The following is a 16,206-nucleotide window of genomic DNA, read 5'->3' as shown; positions in this document are numbered from 1 at the left end:
TTGGGCTCCGTGGTCGGTGTGCATGATCGATCCGGCGAGGCTGTCTCGGGTGCGGACGGCTGCGGCCAGGGCGTCGGTGACGAGGTCCGCACGCATGTGGTCGGCGATCGCCCAGCCGGCCAGACGTCGCGATGCGAGGTCGATGACGGTGGCCAGGTAGCAGAACTTCCCGCCGTCGATGGGCAGGTAGGTGATGTCGCCGACGTATTTCGTGTTCGTAGCGGCGGCGGTGAAGTCGCGGCCGATCAGGTCGTGCGCCCTGGCCGCGGCCGGGTCGGGAACGGTGGTGCGGTGCCGGCGGCGCAACCGGACCCCTTCGATCCCGAACGTCCGCATGATCCGCGCGACCCGCTTGTGATTGACCGCCTCACCGCTCGTCTCGCGGAGCTCGGCGGTGATCCTCGGGGCTCCGTAGGTGCCGTCCGATTCCTGGTGCACCGCCCGTATCCGGGCGGCCAGCCTCGCCTCGGCCGCCTGCCGGGCAGCCCGGTCCACAGCCGTCCGGCGCCAGTAGTAGAAACTCGAGCGGGCAACGCCGAGGATGCTGCACAGCCGCTTCACGCCATAGCGGCGCTGGAGGTCGGCGACACACTGGAAGCGGTTCACCAGCGCGTCTCCCCGGCGAAATACTTCGCCGCCTTCCGCAGGATCTCGCGTTCCTCCTCCAACTCGCGGACCTTCTTGCGCAGGGCTGCGTTCTCCGCCTCCAGCGGGGTCGGAGGCTGGGCCGGTTCCTGCGTCCGGCGTCCCCGGGGCCGACTCACCCCGGCCGCCCTCACCCAGTTCCGCAGTGTTTCAGGGTTGATCCCCAGATCGGCGGCGACCGACCTGATCGTCGCCTCCGGCCGCGACTCGTACAGCGCGACCGCATCCGCCTTGAACTCCGGCGGGTAGTTCTTCATGACCACGAGATGTCCGTTTCTCAGATCCTCAGGATCCAGTGTCTCGTGTGTCCAACATCAGAGGTCAAGGCCCCCCGTCAGGTAGCACTCTGCGGTTGAGAGCACGGGCTGGCTGACGGATGCCAGAAGCGTAAGGAGAGACTCGGATGGCTTTCTTCAGCGACGACAGCGAGCAGGCGTACACGTACGACGAGTATGTGAAGTTGGACGTGTACCACGAGGCGTCAGTCACCCACGACCTGCTCGGTGGTGCGGTGGCGTACGAGGCCGGCAAGGCGTACGCGGACCACGTGGGGGAGAACGGCAAGCCCGACAGCCACGCGAAGGCCAGGGAGATCGTCGCCGGGATTTCGGGGGCGATCCTCGACCGGGAGATCGAGACCCGGGGGCTGGACTGGATCGGCAGGGAGCGCGCCGGGAGGGAGGTCTTGGCGCACTTCGACGAGCCGCTCAGTGGCGAGTACTACTAGGCTCCGATCAGCGGGTGCGGTCAGGTGTATCTGCCCGCAGTAGGAGGGTGCCAGGCCGTCGCACGGCTGCTGCACCGTGAAGGGGCGGCCGGGTCTGAAGGCCCGGGCCCGCCTGCCACTCGTTCGTGACCGCGGCCGGCCGGGCCGTCCCCGGTCTGCGGGACCGCACGCTCGGTAGTGCACCTACCTCGCCGACTGGACCGCCACAATGCTCCGGTGGAAGCTCAGAGCCGATGATAAGGAGCGTGCCGCGCTGGAGACCCTCGCCAAGGATTGCTCCGATACCGTCGTGAAGTACGAGGTTGCTCTGTAGTGTTCTTGCACCGCCACGCCCCCGGCGGTGCCGGTTTGGTGTGGCGCGGGCGGTTGGAGTCATCTGCCGGGCCAGGTGGTTGCAGCCTGGATGGGGGTTGGGCAGAGGACGTCGTGGGTGGAGCGTTGTCAGGGCAGCCTGACAGCTATGGGAGCTGAGGACACCCCGGTCTCGCTGGCCGGAATGGTCACCAGCAAGGACCCCGCTGTCGGTTTGCAGGCCGTCGTCGCGTTGCGCCGTCTCCTGGAGGAGCTGGAGTGGCTGCACGCCGACAATGCCCGCCAGCAGGGCTGGTCGTGGCAGAACAACGCCACGCACCTGAACGTCAGCAGACAGTCGGTGCACGAAAAGCATGCGGGCAGGCGCAAAGCCATGGACATGGAGGAGTAGCAGTGTTCGAGTTCTTCACCGATCACGGGAAGCAGACCGTGGCGGCCTCCCAGGACGAGGCGATCGCCCTGGGACACGACTTCATCGGCACCAAACACATCTTGCTCGGCCTGCTGACCGTGCCTGAACGCCACGCCCTGAAGGGCCTGGCTGCCCTCCAGGCCGACCCCGCCGCCCTGCGCGAGACGGTCCTCGCCCAGACCGCCCCGGAGGGGTCGTGACCGCAGGCCGAATCACCGCGGTGAGCCGCAACGCCTTGTACTCGTTCAGCAAGTCCAACCACGCCTCCATCACCCTGCTCGCCGGCCTCGGTGTGGAGGGGGACGTCCACGCGGGCGAGACGATCCGCCACCAGTTCCGCATGACCTACGAGCCGGACCTGCCCAACCTGCGCCAGGTCCACCTGATGCACGAAGAGCTCTTCGAGGAACTCGCGCTCAAGGGCTTCGAGGTTTCCGCAGGCCAGCTGGGCGAGAACATCACCACCCGCGGGGTGGACCTTCTCGGCCTGCCCACCGGGTCCCTGCTGCGGCTTGGAGCCGACGCAGCGGTCGAGGTGACCGGACTGCGCAACCCGTGCTCGAAGATCAACGACTTCCAGACAGGCCTCCTGGGCGAGATGTTCGCCCTGGACCCGCTCTCCGACGAGTTCACCTTCAAATGCGGCGTCATGGCCGTGGTCCGCCAGACCGGGACCATCCGGCCCGATGACCCCGTAGTGGTGGAACTCCCAGCCCATCCGCACCGCGCGCTGGAGCGCGTCTAGCGTGTCTCCCTAATCTGCCCGTCGGTTGATCGGATGTGTCTGTCTGGTGGGTGATCACTGATGGGATGTGGGACCGGATCAAGCCGTTGATGCTGGCCGATCCGGTCCGTGGCCGGCGATGGGCCGACCATCGTCGTACCCTGGGGGTCATCGCGTAGAAATACCGCACCGGCTCGCCCTGGCGGGACCTGCCGGACGAGCTGGGCTCATTCCAGACCGCTCATAAACGGCTGCTCAGGTGAGCCGTGGACGGCACCTGGGAACGGATCTTCGCCGTGCTCCTCGCAGCGGCCGACGAGGCTGACGACATCGGCTGGACCGTGTCGGTGGACTCCACCGTCTGCCGCGCCCACCAACGTAGTGAAGAAGCTCGCACGGGGTGAGGTTCGCACTTCGCGTGACGGTTCGTCGCTGATCTACGCAGGGGTCGCGAGTCGCAACCCACGGCTGGACGACTTCAGCGTGAACCTCGGATCCGCGCAGCGGGCGTTCTGGCTTTGTTCACGACTCGCGTCAGCAGCTGTTCACCGTTGTGGGTTCTGGCTCAGCTACCGGGCTCTGTCGCTATTTTGGGGGTAGTTGGGCATCGATCTTGTGTGATGGGTGGGGTTCGCGTCGCGGACGTTCTGTTGCCAGGTGTCGGGGTTCAGGTCGAGGAAGTGGCACTCACGGATACGGAGGTTCGGCTGGCTGTGCGGTCGCAAGTCGCGTCGGCCGCATGTCCCGACTGCGGACGAAGATTCTGTTCAACCTCGTTGCCGATGCCGCGTTCCTTCTGGTCGCGTGGGACCGGGTGCGGGGCAACAAGGGAGCACGCACGGCCGGGGTGGACGGGCGCACGGCCCGTTCCATCGAGGCCGGGCAGGGTGTCGTGGATTTTCTCGACGCGCTACGGTCGCAGGTCAAGGGCCGCAGTTTCTGCCCGCTGCCGGTGCGGGAACGGATGATTCCGAAGTCGGGTGGCAAGTTGCGCCGCCTGGGGATCGCCACCATTGCCGACCGGGTGGTGCAGGCTTCCTTGAAGCTGGTGCTGGAGCCGATCTTCGAAGCGGATTTCCGCCCGTGCTCTTACGGGTTCCGCCCGAACCGTCGTGCTCATGACGCCGTGGCCGAGGTGCGCTACTTCGCGTCCCGCTCCTATGAGTGGGTCGTCGAGGGCGACATCACGGCGTGCTTCGACGAGATCTCCCATCCGGCCCTGATGGACCGAGTGCGGGAACGAATCGGGGACAAGCGCGTCCTGGCACTGGTGAAGGCGTTCCTCAAGGCAGGCATCCTCGGCGAGGACCGCATGCTGCGAGAGAACCGCGCCGGAACCCCGCAGGGTTCGACCCTTTCCCCGCTGCTGAGCAATGTGGCCCTGACGGTCTTGGACGAACACATCGCCCAAGGACCCGGCGGACCCGCTTCCAGCCAGACGGAGAGGGCCAAGCGCCGTCGTCACCGCCTGCCTAACTACCGGCTCGTCCGCTACGCGGACGACTGGTGTCTGATGGTCACGGGCACGAAGGACGACGCGGAAGCCCTCCGGGAGGAGATCGCAGAAGTCCTGTCCGCGATGGGCCTACGCCTATCACCGGAGAAGACCCTGATCACCCACATCGACAAGGGCCTCGACTTTCTCGGCTGGCGCATCCAGCGCCACCGGAAACGAGGCAGCAACCGGCACTACATCTACACCTACCCGTCCGGAAAGGCCGTCAAGGCCATGACCGGCAAGGTCAGGATGATGTGCCGGACGACGGACACGAGCCAGCCGCTCGATGCCCTGCTGCGTCAGCTCAACCCGGCGCTCAAGGGCTGGTGCGTCTACTTCCGGCCCGGCGTGTCCAGCGCGACCTTCGCCTACCTGAGCTACTACACGTGGCGCCAGGTCGGGAGCTGGTTGCGCCGAAAGCACCGCCGGTCCACGTGGAAGGACCTCCGCCGCCGCTACTGCGACGTCGGTTGGTGGCCGGCCTCGGAGGAAAGGCCACTGTTCAACCCGGCCAAGGTGACCACCACGCGTTATCGCTACCGGGGAACAGTCATCCCGACCTCCTGGCCCAGCCTCGAATGAGGACAACACGCGGTTCTTGAACAGGACTTGCGGAGCGCCCGGTGCTCGGAAACGGGCACGCCGGGTGCGGGAAACGGTCCGGGGAAACGGACTGGTCGATGAGGCCAGAACCGCGCCCCGGATCGACTTCACCGTCCACAAGGCGGCCGGACTACGGGAGTTCGCCGCATCCCGGGACTGGCTGACCATCTACTACCTGCCGCCCTACGCACCCGATCTCAACCCCGTCGAAGGGATCTGGTCTCTTCTGCGACGCGGCTGGCTCTTCAACGTCGCCTTCAGCACTCCCGAACACCTCGTCCAGCGCATCCGACGCGGCCTACGACACATCCAGTACCGCAGCCATCTCGTAGACGGCTGCCTCGCCGAGACCGGCCTGACCATCAGCCCTGCCTGATCAGCAGCATGACATCCCGTGTTCAACCTCAGTAGACGTTGTTAGGGTGGTCGCTATCCCTAGCGGACGGTCGTTCGGTTGTCCACCTCATCGTGGCCTTCAAGAAGAGATCCTCGCGAGCGTATCGACGCCCCGATACGCCGTTGGCTCGGCGCTCCAGAGAATCGGCGCCGGAATGCGAAACCTGGCCGCCGCGTGACAATGGGTGGTGAGTCTAATGGACTTCGCATGGTCTTCTGGCTGACCAGGATCATCTACTCGGGCTCTCCGATTCGCTGCCTTCACAGTAAGCTGACAATTGGCACTCGGTGATCTGCTGAAATTTCCCCATGGTCGCGACCGTGAATTCATGGAATGGTGGAGGGATGTCAACCCTCGCTCCTGATTCTCACGGCACTCACCTGTCTCTTCTGGCGGCGTTCGTGTTCCAATCAGCGGTGGTCGACTCAAGCGTTTTGATAGCCGCATGCGCGCTCGTGAGCTGGGAGTGCTGTTGACCCCCAAATCAAAGTTCTTCTTTGGTCGGACATGGCGCGGGATATTGGAAACCTTGCTCGGCCTTCATCTCGGACGTAGCCTTTTCCCAGTCTCGGTCGCCCGGCCAATTCTGATTTCCAGATCGCGACAACCTCGCTGGCGGTTGGGGGCCGCGAGCGACCCAGCATAAAGGCGGCCGCGTAGATATCCGCTGCGGCAATATTGATGGATATGGCGGAGGTCACGGCTCGTTGTTCTGCCTCGGCGTGTTATTCGCCGGGGCAGACTCCTGAACTGTTTGAATCATCGGCATGACCAAGAGAGACGTTGCGGCCCTGTTCGGCAACCGGTTCCTGACCGTGCCCGCTCCCTCGAAGACCTTCCCTGAGGAGGGCATGACGGCGACGGACGCCATGAGGCTGCTGGATGAGGATCTTGTCATGGAGGGCGATCCGCAGCGCAACCTCGCCACGTTTGTCACCACCTGGATGGAGCCGGAGGCGCAACGGATCATCGCCGAGAACCTCCACCGGAACTTCATCGATCACGCGGAGTACCCCATCTCCGCTGAGATCGAGCAGCGCTGTGTGCGCATGCTTGCCGACCTCTTCCACGCACCGGGCAAGACCACCGGATGCCGGACACAGGGTTCGTCCGAGGCGATCATGCTCGGCGCGCTGTCGCTGAAGTGGAAGTGGCGGGAGCGGCGACAGGCGGCCAACCTGTCGGTCGACCGGCCCAACCTGGTCTTCGGCGGCGACGTCCACGTCGTGTGGGAGAAGTTCTGCCGCTACTTCGACGTCGAGCCGCGGATCGTGCCGCTTGCCGAGGACAAGTACACGATCGGCCCGGAAGACGTGGAGCCCCACCTCGACGGGAACACGATCGGCGTCGTCGCCGTTCTCGGCACCACGTTCACCGGCCACAAGGACGACGTCGTCGGGATCGACAAGCTCCTGCGGGAGGTCCGCAAGGAGCGGGACCTCGACATCCCGATCCACGTCGACGGAGCCAGCGGCGGCTTCGTGTGGCCCTTCCTCTACCCGGACTCGAAATGGGACTTCCGGCTCGAGCAGGTCCGCTCGATCAACGTCTCGGGACACAAGTACGGCCTGGTCTACCCCGGCATCGGCTGGCTGGTCTTCCGCGAGGAGTCCGACCTGCCCAAGGACCTCGTGTTCCACGAGAACTACCTGGGCAAGACCGACGCGACGTTCACACTGAACTTTTCGACCGGCGCGGCAATGGTGCTCGCCCAGTACTACAACTTCGTGCGGCTGGGTCGCCAGGGCTACACCTACGTCATGGAGACTATGCAGGAGAACGCCCGCGCGTTGGCGGACAACCTGCGCAGCAGCGGCCGCTTCGAAGTGATCGGCAGTGGCCTCGAGCAGCTGCCGCTGGTCGCTTTCCGCCTTGCCGGTAAGCACGCCTACGACGAGTCCGACGTCGCCTGGCAGCTCTCGGCGGAGCGCGGCTGGATGGTGCCGGCGTACACGCTCCCGCCCAACGCGGAGCGGGTGAAGATCCTGCGTGCCCTGGTCAAGGAGACCTTGAGCCGCGACCAGATCGACCGCCTGACCCAGGACATCGCCGACGCGTGCGGCACCTTGGATCACAAGGGTGCGACCACCGAGATCGAGCGGGCGCAGGTCAAGCGCGGCACCGGCTACTGACGCCCCCAACCCGGCACTCCCGGGTAAGGACGGTTGAGGGTGACGCCTCGGCATGGACGGTCAGCGCGGCCTGGAACGGAACGCCCCGCGTCGGCGGGGAGGACATCGGCATTCTGAGCTGGGAGTGGCCGGGGTATCGGCACGTGCGCCGGGCGGGCGGTCCAGAAGAGGTGGCCAGACCAGGGGCGGACAGGCCCGCGTCGGTCGGGTACGGGACACGCGCCCGGCAAGAGATGCCCCTGCTTGGCTTCGAGGTAAGTTCAGTGACGGAGCGGGCGGACGCGCCGCCCGGCCCCCGAGGAGACTGGGGTGAGGAAATGCCGGTCGGCCCCCTGTCCAGTGGGCATGACGGCGCCACGCGCGGCAGCCGAACATGACAGGACGTCATCCCACCGATCCCGGCGATCCGAGCAGTCCGCACGGGCCGGAGCCGCGGCAGGCGGCGTACGCCGAGGCCCGCTGGCCGATGGCCGGAGCCGTCATCGCCGCCGTGGTGCTGACCCTGCTGCTGCCCGACGACCTGCGGCTGGGACCCCGCTGGGCGCTCCCCCTCGCCGAAGGACTGCTCCTGGTGGCGCTGATCGCGGGCGACCCGGTTCGGATCAGCCGCCGCTCGGCTGCCATGCGCGCGGTATCGATCGCCCTGGTCAGCGTGTTGGCATGCGGCGCAATCTGGTCGACCGCCCAGTTGATCGACGATCTCATCCACGGTGGCACAGAGACCAACTCCGCCGATGCCCTGCTGCAGGCCGGCGGCAGCGTGTGGATCTCCAGCGTCCTCACGTTCTCCCTGCTGTACTTCGAACTCGACAGCGGCGGAGCAGCGGCCCGAGCCCATCACATGCCCACCACCCCCGACCTTGCCTTTCCTCAACACCTCAGCCCCGAAGTGAAACCCGCGCACTGGCGTCCCCGCTACATCGACTACCTCTACCTCGGATTGACCAATTCCACTGCGTTCAGCCCTACCGACGTCATGCCTCTGGCCCCTTGGGCCAAGATCGTCATGGCCATCCAGTCCCTCGTCTCCCTGGTCATCCTCGGACTCATCATCGCCCGAGCCGTCAACGTCCTCGCCTGAACCCGCCAAGCCCGGAAGACCGTGACCGATGGGGTCACGAGTGTTTTGGCAATGAGGGACGACATCGTGAGTGGGCACGGTCCGCCCAGGGGAGTGCCGCACGGCGAGCCGCCCCCTCGGGACGTGGAGCTGCGCGCTATGTGCGGACAGCGGTGGGCCCTCGCATCAAGGTCGAGGCAGTCACGGCGTGACCGGGGAGGCGTCGGTCGCAGCCCGGTTATGTCGACCGCCGGGTTCCACGTGTTCGGAGCCTGCACGCACGTCCTGCCCGGCAAGGATCGCGTGCGTCTTGCGAGAGAGGACCGAGGTGGCACAGGCGTCCGTGTGGGAGTTCCTGCTTCTGTGTCCAGGATGGTTCTCAGTTTGGTGTCCGGTCTTGGGCGCCTTTTCGGCGAGCGCCGTCTCGTGCCGGGGCGGCGTCGGGAGCTCACCCCGACGGCCAGATCCCGCCAGTGCCCCCGTCCTGGTTCTTGGTCCAGGCCCCGACCGGGTACCCGTCCCAGACCGCAGTCACGGGCGGCAGCGGATGCCCGTGGACGGCCGCCCCGGGAAGGGGCAGTGGCGAGGCCTTCCTCGCACGCGACGTCCTGCTGCGACGACACCATCCGGGCTGGGTGCCGTCACTCCAGGGCCTCAGCTTCCGGTGGGTGGTTGGCGAGGGTGTTTCGGAGCTCGGCATCAGCTCGAAGTCCCTGCGCGGCTGGTACCGCCAGGCCAGGGCGGACCGGGGCGAGGGAGCCCCGGGCCGCGAGAGCAGTTACCGGTACAGCACGTGGAACTCGGCCGCGGTCAGTTGTGGCGGTCCTGCCGGCCGGGCGTGCATGACCATGGTTCAGCGCCCGTTCTCCGCGTCGAGCGCCTCGTCGAGGGTGATCGCGGCCATGATCAGGGACAGATGGGTGAATGCCTGGGGGAAGTTGCCCAGTTGCTCCCCGCTCGGGCCGATCTCCTCGGCAAACAGCCCTACGTGGTTGGCGTAGGTCTGCATCTTCTCGAAGGTGTAGCGGGCCTGGTCCAGCCGCCCCGCCCGGGCCAGCGCGTCGACGTAGAGGAAGGTGCACAGGCTGAAGGTGCCCTCCGAGCCGCGGAGGCCGTCCGGCGATGCTGCCGGGTCGTAGCGGTAGACAAGGCTGTCGGAGACAAGCTTGCGGTCCATCGCGTTGAGCGTAGAGAGCCATGCCGGGTCCCTGGGAGCGATGAACCCGACCCTGGGCATGAGCAGCAGCGAGGCGTCCAGGACCTCGCCGTCGTAGTGCTGGACGAAGGCGTGCTCCTTCTCGTTCCAGCCGCGTTCCATGATCTGCTCGAATACGACGTCCCTCGCCTTGCGCCACCGCTCCAGGTCGGCGGGCCTGCGGAAGTTCTCGGCCAGGCGCAGCCCGTGGTCGAAGGCGACCCACGACATCACCCGGCTGTAGGTGAAGTCCTGGCGACCGCCGCGGGTCTCCCAGATGCCCTCGTCCGGCCGGTCCCAGCCGTCTGCGAACCAGTCCAGCGTTCTGGTGAGGGCCTGCCATCCCTCGAAGCTGGCCTGCTGCGCGATCTCGGCGCCCTGGGACACCGCGTAGAGGGCTTCGCCGTAGATGTCCAGCTGGAGCTGGTCTGCGGCGCCGTTGCCGATGCGCACGGGGAAGGAGCCGCGGTAGCCCTCGAAGTGATCGAGCGTCTCTTCCGGCAGGTCGGGGCTGCCGTCGATCCGGTACATGGTCTGGAGCGGCTCGCCCTCCTTCCCCTTGCGCTCACGCAGCCTGTCCGTCAGCCAGTGGAGGAAGGCGGTGGCTTCCTCGACGAAGCCGAGGTCCAGCATGGCCCGCACGGACAGCGAGCCGTCGCGTATCCAGGTGAACCGGTAGTCCCAGTTCCGCTCTCCGCCGACCTGCTCGGGCAGGCCCGTGGTGGCCGCCGCGATCAGTGCGCCGGTGGGGGAGTAGGTGAGGAGTTTGAGGGTGATGGCCGAGCGGTGCACCAGCTCGGGCCACCGCCCCCGGTAGTGGGACCGGCGCAGCCAGTGCCGCCAGAACAGGGCGACTTCGGCGAACTGCCCGTTGAGCCCGTCGACCGTGGGGGGTGCGGGCGCCTCACCGCCGGATGCGCAGACGGTGAAGACGACGCTGCCGGACTCGCCGGCGCTCAGCGTCACCTTTCCGCGCACGTCCTGGCCGTCCCGCTCCAGCGGAAAGGTGGCCTGCAGATGCCCGTCGATCCCGGGGGCCCGGAACAGAGCGCTGTTCTCTCCGAGTTCGAGTTCGTGCTCGGCGCGGCCGTAGTCGAAGCGCGGCCGGCACTCAAGGGTGAAGTCGACGGTCCCTCGAACGGCACGGACGCCTCGGACCAGGGTGTGCCGGTCGGTGGCGGTGCGGGTCCGGTCCGGGGGCATGAAGTCGACCACCTCGCCCACGCCGTCCGGCGACAGGAATCGGGTGACGAGGATGGCGGTGTCGGGGTAGTAGAGCTGCTTGCAGGTCCCGTCGGAATGCTCGGGGGCCAGCCGCATGTACCCGCCGCGGTCGTGGTCGAGCAGGGCCGCGAAGATGCTGGGCGAATCGAACCTGGGAGCGGCGAACCAGTCGACGACGCCCTGCGACGAGACGAGCGCGGCGGTCTGCAGGTCGCCCACCAGGCCGTGCTCGGCGATGGGAGGGTAGCGGTCCATTGCGGCTCCGAAGTCTCGGAAGGGATCAATTCTCCAGGTAGAGGTCACCGCTGAGGTGAGCGAGGTGCCGGCACGCATTTGCCGCTGCCCTCTGCTGCGGCGTTCACCATCAGCTCTGTTCGATGTGCAGATGGATGGGACCTCGCAGAATGGGGCTGGGCCGGTACGGTGGCGGGTCGGCGACCAGCCTGGGCCGGTTCAGACGGCGTACCAGTTCGGTCAGTGCGATCTGGGTTTCCAACCGGGCCAGCGGGCCGCCGAAGCACAGGTGGATGCCGCTGCCGAAGCCCAGGTGCTGGTTGTCCTGGCGATCGGGGTCGAAGCGGTCGGGATCGTGGAAGCGGTCCGGGTCACGGCTGCCCGAGGCCAGCATGAGCATGATCTGCGAGCCCTTGGGGATGACGGTGTCGGCGACGGTGATGTCGCTGTACGCCGCCCGCCAGGGAATGATGTGCACGGGAGGTTCGTAGCGCAGCAGTTCCTCGACCAGGGGCACGATCAGGTCCGGTTCGTCACGCAGTCGTTGCAGCACCTGCGGGTGGCGCAGGAGCGTCAGCATGCCGTTGGTGATGAGATTGACGGTGGTCTCGTGGCCGGCGATGAGCAGCAGGTTCGCGGTGCTGACGATTTCGTCGTCGGTCATCCGCCCGTCGGGCCCGTCGTCGTTGGCCAGCCGTGTCAGCAGGTCGTCGCCGGGCCGGCCATGACGTTGTTCCAGCAGCCCGCCGAGGTACTCGCGCAGGTCTGTTGTGGCCTGCATGCCGTTGTCCAGTTTCTCCTTCGGGTCGGTCTTGGGGTCGTAGTCGAGCGAGTCGATGATGGCGTTCACCCACACGTGGAACTGCGGTTCGTCCTCGCGCGGCACGCCGAGCAGGTGGCAGATCACGGTGACGGGGAACGGGTAGGCGAAGTCTTCGACGATGTCGATCTGCTGTTTGTCCGCGAAGTCGTCGATCAGGCCGCTGACGGTGGCGGTCAGGTCCGGTTCCATGCCGGTCACCAGACCAGGGGTGTGAGGGGGGCCGAAGTGGCGCATCGCCAGGCGCCGCAGGCGGTCGTGCTCGGGCGGGTCGAGGTTGATGAACGACGGCGTGGTACGTGCCTCGGCCGCGGCCATCGGCCGTGACAGGTTACGGACATCTGAGCTCAGGTGCGGGTCGTGCAGTATGCCGGTGAGCTCGCGGTAGGTACTGATGACGTAGCTGCCATCCTCCTGCAGGGCCACCGGCGTCTCGCGCAGCTCGGAGTACAGCGGATACGGGTCGGCCCGGGCCGAGTAATCGAGGATCCGGCGCAGGATGTCGGGCGACTCGGTCGTGGTCATGTCGCTTTCCCTCCTACCGGTGCTGCCACGCGGCCGTGACGCGCCGCTCGCTCGGGTCGTGGCCGGTGACGACCACCGTGGCGCCCTGGGCGAGCAGAGTGGGGCCGGGGAAGTCGACAGGCACCGGCTTCGCGTCGACGGGTTCGTCGGGCGTGGGGCAGGGGGGCGGGAAGGGCGCGGCCGTCTCGATCAACTGCCGGTAGTGGTCCAGCCACTTCGCGTTGTTGAAACTGACCGCCGCGGTGACGCGGCCCTGGTAGCCGTATGCGGCGACGAAGCGGTGGTCGGGCACCGACCCCTGGGTGACGACGACCTCGTCGGCGAAAGTCGGTACACCGACGGACTTGATGTTGACGCCGAACTGGATCGACCAGAACGTCGGGATGGACAGGTGCGGCCAGCGGTCCGCCTGAGCGCTGACCATGTTGTGCGCCGCGACCTGGGCCTGCTCCACGGCGTTGACCCAGTGCTCCAGCGAGATGAGCCGGTACTCGTAGATCGGGTTCGGGCAGCGTGCCACGTCTCCGGCGACGAAGATGTCGTCAGTGATCAGGCCGTTGAGATCGAGGGCGCGGCAACCCGTGTCGCAGGCGATTCCCCATGGGCCTGCCGCCAGTCCCGAGTCGCGCAGCCACTCGGTGTTGCGGATGCCGCCAAGCGCCACCACCGCCACGTCGGCGTCGATGGTGCTGCCGTCGTCGAAGTGGGCGCGGTGAAAGCGCCCCTGCGCGTCGCCTTCCAGTTGGGTGACCTTGACACCGCAGCGCAGGTCGACGCCGTGGGCGCGCTGCATGTCCGCCGCGACATCACCGATCACGGCGCCGAGTGCCCCGACCAGCGGGGCCGACGCGAGCTCGGCGACAGTCACCGGGATATCCCGCTCGCGGCAGATAGAGGCGATCTCGGAGCCGGTGAAGCCCGCGCCGATGACCAGTACGCGGGAGGGCCCGGCGGCGAGGGCTCGCTGCAGACCGTCGGCGTCCTCGCGCGTGCGCACGACGAACACTCCGTCCAGGGCCGCCTCGGCCTCGACGAACCAAGGCCGGGCCCGTACCCCGGTGGAGATCAGAACTCGGTCGAAGGGAACCTCGCGGCCGTCGGCGAGATGCACATGGTTGGTTGCCAGGTCCAGCCCGTCGGCGGGCACGCCCAGCAGCCACTCCGCATTGATGTCACGGCGTCGCGGCAGCGTGGTGCCCCCGGCCGGCACCCATCCGGTCAGCACCTGCTTGGACAGCGGGGGACGGTCATAGGGCTCACCCAACTCGTCACCGATCATGGTCAAGGATCCGGTGAACCCCTCATCGCGAAGAGCCTCCGCGGCTCGCAGTCCCGCCAGCGACGCCCCGACGATCACGACGCGGCCGTCGCGCTTGAACCCCTTCAGGGTATCGGCGCTGGTCATGACTGCGACGTCCCCACCGGCGCGTCCCGCCCCTCCAACTGGTCGACCAGAATCGCCTGGAGCGGGCAGGCTGCCGCGGCACGTAGCACCTGCTCGCGCTGAGCATCGTCGGGGTTCGGGTTGTACATCAGCGCTTCTTCACCGTGCATCCGGAACGCGTCCGGAGCCAGGAACGCGCACTGCGCATACCCCTGACACCGGGAAAGATCAACGACAACTCTCATCCCGAACTCCATTTCAGGGACACGAAGCTGCGGACCCTGAGGCAGCACCACCACGGCGCCCAAAGCGCGAGGCACGCCTCCGAAGAAGGGAATCGGCTGATACTCACTCCTGCGAATACGAAGGAGTGCACCACGCACGTCAAAGGTCTCCGCAGGCAGAATTGATCACCACGAAAGCGGACCGGGCATCTGCAAAACCACCCGGAGAACCTGTCCTTGCCCTCAAAAGCCTATCCCGCGCACACGGCGTCCGCACCCCGGAAAAGGGACGTGCGGACGTCCATACTCCCCGGCGTCCGAGGGCTGACCCAATAGGAGAAGTATGCCTCTGAGCTGGGCGGATGTGGCTTGCTGAAGGGGCTGTCCACTGCGATCCAGGAAGCACTCCCGGGGACCTGGAATTGCGGGTCACCGCCGAGCATGCCCCCTATGCGGGCCCGCAAGAAGGTCTACCGAACGACGTGCGACTACCGAATGACGGCCGTAGCTGCGGCGATCAGGCCTACCCGGGCTGTACGAGAGTGAGGCGTCCCACCGATGGTCACGTCGAAGGGTGAGGTGGTCCTCAGCCCGATGAGTATCAGGTCGAGGGCCATGACTGCGCCGTCATTCCCCCCACGGCGTGATCCCCCACCGGACGGTGTGCCGCTCGCCCGGGCTGAGGCTGACGAGCGCCGTGCCGCTGCGGAAGGCGTCCGGCGGGCAGGTCATCGGTTCGACGGCGATCGCGCGACGGCGCTCCCCCGGTGGGAGGGCGTCGCCGGTGTAGAGCTGCACGTAGTCGGCTCCCTCACCGAGCCACACGTCCGTACCGAACGAACCCGACGGATGGGCCAGGCGAACCACGGCCCGCCCGTCCGTGTCCCGGTCGAGGTCGGCGAACGGGGTGTCCAGTCGACGCGCTCCGACAGCCTGCGGCGTACGCAGGTCGTACGGCGTCCCGGCAACCGGCTCGGCGGCCACTGGCAGGCCGCGTTCATCGGTGCGCAGCCACGTCTGGGCGGGGACGGTCAGCACCGACTGGTCGACGACCGCGGTGCCCGCCGTGACATAGGGATGCTGGCCGAAGCCGTAGGGCGCGGCGCTCTCGTCGAGGTTGCGCGCGGTGACAGTTACCTCGAGCCCGCCCTCACCCAGGGCGTACTGGGCCCGGACGTGGAGATGGAACGGGTAGCCCGGCTGCGGCCACAGCGAAGCGTCCAGGATGACCCGGCTGTTGCTCGCCTCCACGACCTGCCACGAAGTCCACCGGAGCAGTCCGTGGATGGCGTTGCCACCGGCCGGCTCGGTGAGCGGCAACTGCAGGTCCTGCGCGTCCCACCGGTACCGGCCGTCCCGGATCCGGTTGGGCCACGGCACCAGGATCTGGCCGCGCCCGGCGATGATCCGGTCCTGTGCAGCGAATCCGTAGACCACGGCGCGTTCACCGACCGAGTACGACCGCAGCGCCGCGCCCAGCTCTACGACGACCGCGCGTTGCGCGCCGCAGCTCAGGGTCAGCTGCCGACCGGTGCGGCTCTCCTGCACGCGGGGCCTCCTCGGTTCGCCCGGCCGACGTCCTCGGACGTGGACGTGATGGTGGCCTGCGGTCTTGGCCCACTCGTTGGGAGCGTGCGGCTCCGCACCGGCCCGGTCAAGCCCGACACGTTCCTGCCGACCCGATCGCCCGGCACGTTCCCCCACCGGGGCCACAGGCTGCGGAGCAACCGCTCCACCCGGCTGCGAGGTCGGCCGGCCGGCGCACGGGATGTGCCCCTCCCGGACAGGACGGCAGCTTCAGCTGCCGCCGAGCGCCAAGTCCGACGCGCGGGTGATCTGCGTCGACCCGGCGCTGAAGCACGACAACGCCGATGGTGACGGGCGCCAATGTGCGACGTCTGGAGACCGACCCGACCGGACGCACCGTCACAAACGTCGTGGCCGAGTAGTCGCTGCACGACAGGTATCTGGGAGCGGACGACTGGGACTTCCCGCTCGGCGGCATCCAGATACTCGGCAAGTCGGACGCCGACCAGATCCACGGCGAGGCGCCGCGCTGGGCCGGTGCGGCCTCGCCCGACATACTGTTC

At 67.3% G+C, this 16,206-nt stretch carries 12 protein-coding genes and 4 pseudogenes; 10 read left to right on the top strand and 6 right to left on the bottom strand.

Annotated features, from left to right (window positions below):
- A pseudogene (locus EES42_RS35880) lies at window positions 1–908 on the bottom strand (IS3 family transposase); the annotation flags it as partial.
- Between the two features lie 140 nt (window positions 909–1,048).
- On the opposite strand from EES42_RS35880, the gene EES42_RS35870 reads away from it, so the two are divergent.
- From EES42_RS35870 to EES42_RS35830, 9 genes and pseudogenes are all read left to right on the top strand, one after another.
- Window positions 1,049–1,372, top strand: a complete 324-nt coding sequence (locus EES42_RS35870; RefSeq protein ID WP_124722406.1) for a DUF3759 domain-containing protein — start codon at window positions 1,049–1,051, stop codon at window positions 1,370–1,372.
- A gap of 460 nt (window positions 1,373–1,832) precedes the next feature.
- On the top strand, window positions 1,833–2,075 hold the full coding sequence (locus EES42_RS35865) for a hypothetical protein (protein ID WP_124722613.1): 243 nt from the start codon (window positions 1,833–1,835) through the stop codon (window positions 2,073–2,075).
- Window positions 2,076–2,077: 2 nt separating this feature from the next.
- A complete protein-coding gene (locus EES42_RS35860; protein ID WP_241196812.1) occupies window positions 2,078–2,296 on the top strand; it encodes a Clp protease N-terminal domain-containing protein in 219 nt (72 codons plus the stop codon).
- A complete protein-coding gene (locus EES42_RS35855) occupies window positions 2,293–2,841 on the top strand; it encodes an MOSC domain-containing protein (protein ID WP_241196811.1) in 549 nt (182 codons plus the stop codon). The genes EES42_RS35860 and EES42_RS35855 overlap by 4 nt, the downstream gene beginning before the upstream one ends.
- 35 nt (window positions 2,842–2,876) lie before the next feature.
- A pseudogene (locus EES42_RS35850) lies at window positions 2,877–3,215 on the top strand (transposase); the annotation flags it as partial.
- Window positions 3,216–3,559: 344 nt separating this feature from the next.
- Window positions 3,560–4,900, top strand: coding sequence for a group II intron reverse transcriptase/maturase (gene ltrA / locus EES42_RS35845; RefSeq protein WP_124722405.1), 1,341 nt, complete (start codon window positions 3,560–3,562; stop codon window positions 4,898–4,900).
- 133 nt (window positions 4,901–5,033) lie between these two features.
- Window positions 5,034–5,297: pseudogene (locus tag EES42_RS35840) on the top strand (transposase); the annotation flags it as partial.
- Window positions 5,298–6,085: 788 nt separating this feature from the next.
- A complete protein-coding gene (locus EES42_RS35835) occupies window positions 6,086–7,450 on the top strand; it encodes a glutamate decarboxylase (RefSeq protein WP_124722403.1) in 1,365 nt (454 codons plus the stop codon).
- A gap of 373 nt (window positions 7,451–7,823) precedes the next feature.
- Window positions 7,824–8,531 (top strand): hypothetical protein, encoded by a 708-nt coding sequence (locus EES42_RS35830; protein WP_124722402.1) that lies wholly within the window; start codon window positions 7,824–7,826, stop codon window positions 8,529–8,531.
- An 832-nt stretch (window positions 8,532–9,363) separates the two neighbouring features.
- On the opposite strand, the gene EES42_RS35825 is transcribed toward EES42_RS35830, so the two are convergent.
- The 5 genes from EES42_RS35825 to EES42_RS35805 form a co-directional block, all read right to left on the bottom strand.
- The gene (locus EES42_RS35825; protein ID WP_124722401.1) at window positions 9,364–11,184 is read right to left on the bottom strand and encodes a glycoside hydrolase family 15 protein; all 1,821 of its coding nucleotides are present in this window, start codon (window positions 11,182–11,184) and stop codon (window positions 9,364–9,366) included.
- Between the two features lie 109 nt (window positions 11,185–11,293).
- Complete coding sequence (locus tag EES42_RS35820) at window positions 11,294–12,508, bottom strand: cytochrome P450 (protein WP_124722400.1); 1,215 nt, start codon at window positions 12,506–12,508, stop codon at window positions 11,294–11,296.
- Between the two features lie 13 nt (window positions 12,509–12,521).
- On the bottom strand, window positions 12,522–13,913 hold the full coding sequence (locus EES42_RS35815; RefSeq protein ID WP_124722399.1) for an NAD(P)/FAD-dependent oxidoreductase: 1,392 nt from the start codon (window positions 13,911–13,913) through the stop codon (window positions 12,522–12,524).
- Window positions 13,910–14,137, bottom strand: a complete 228-nt coding sequence (locus EES42_RS35810; RefSeq protein ID WP_124722398.1) for a ferredoxin — start codon at window positions 14,135–14,137, stop codon at window positions 13,910–13,912. Before EES42_RS35810 ends, EES42_RS35815 begins: the two co-directional genes overlap by 4 nt.
- A 606-nt stretch (window positions 14,138–14,743) precedes the next feature.
- The gene (locus tag EES42_RS35805) at window positions 14,744–15,664 is read right to left on the bottom strand and encodes an aldose 1-epimerase family protein (protein WP_124722397.1); all 921 of its coding nucleotides are present in this window, start codon (window positions 15,662–15,664) and stop codon (window positions 14,744–14,746) included.
- A gap of 268 nt (window positions 15,665–15,932) precedes the next feature.
- Here EES42_RS35805 and EES42_RS46740 point away from each other — a divergent pair.
- Window positions 15,933–16,206, top strand: a pseudogene (locus EES42_RS46740) (dehydrogenase); the annotation flags it as partial.

Source organism: Streptomyces sp. ADI95-17, from assembly GCF_003846175.1.
In the GTDB taxonomy this organism is placed as follows: Bacteria; Actinomycetota; Actinomycetes; order Streptomycetales; family Streptomycetaceae; genus Streptomyces; species Streptomyces sanglieri.
Note: the sequence above shows the minus strand (reverse complement) of the source record. Positions and strands in the feature narration are given on the sequence as shown.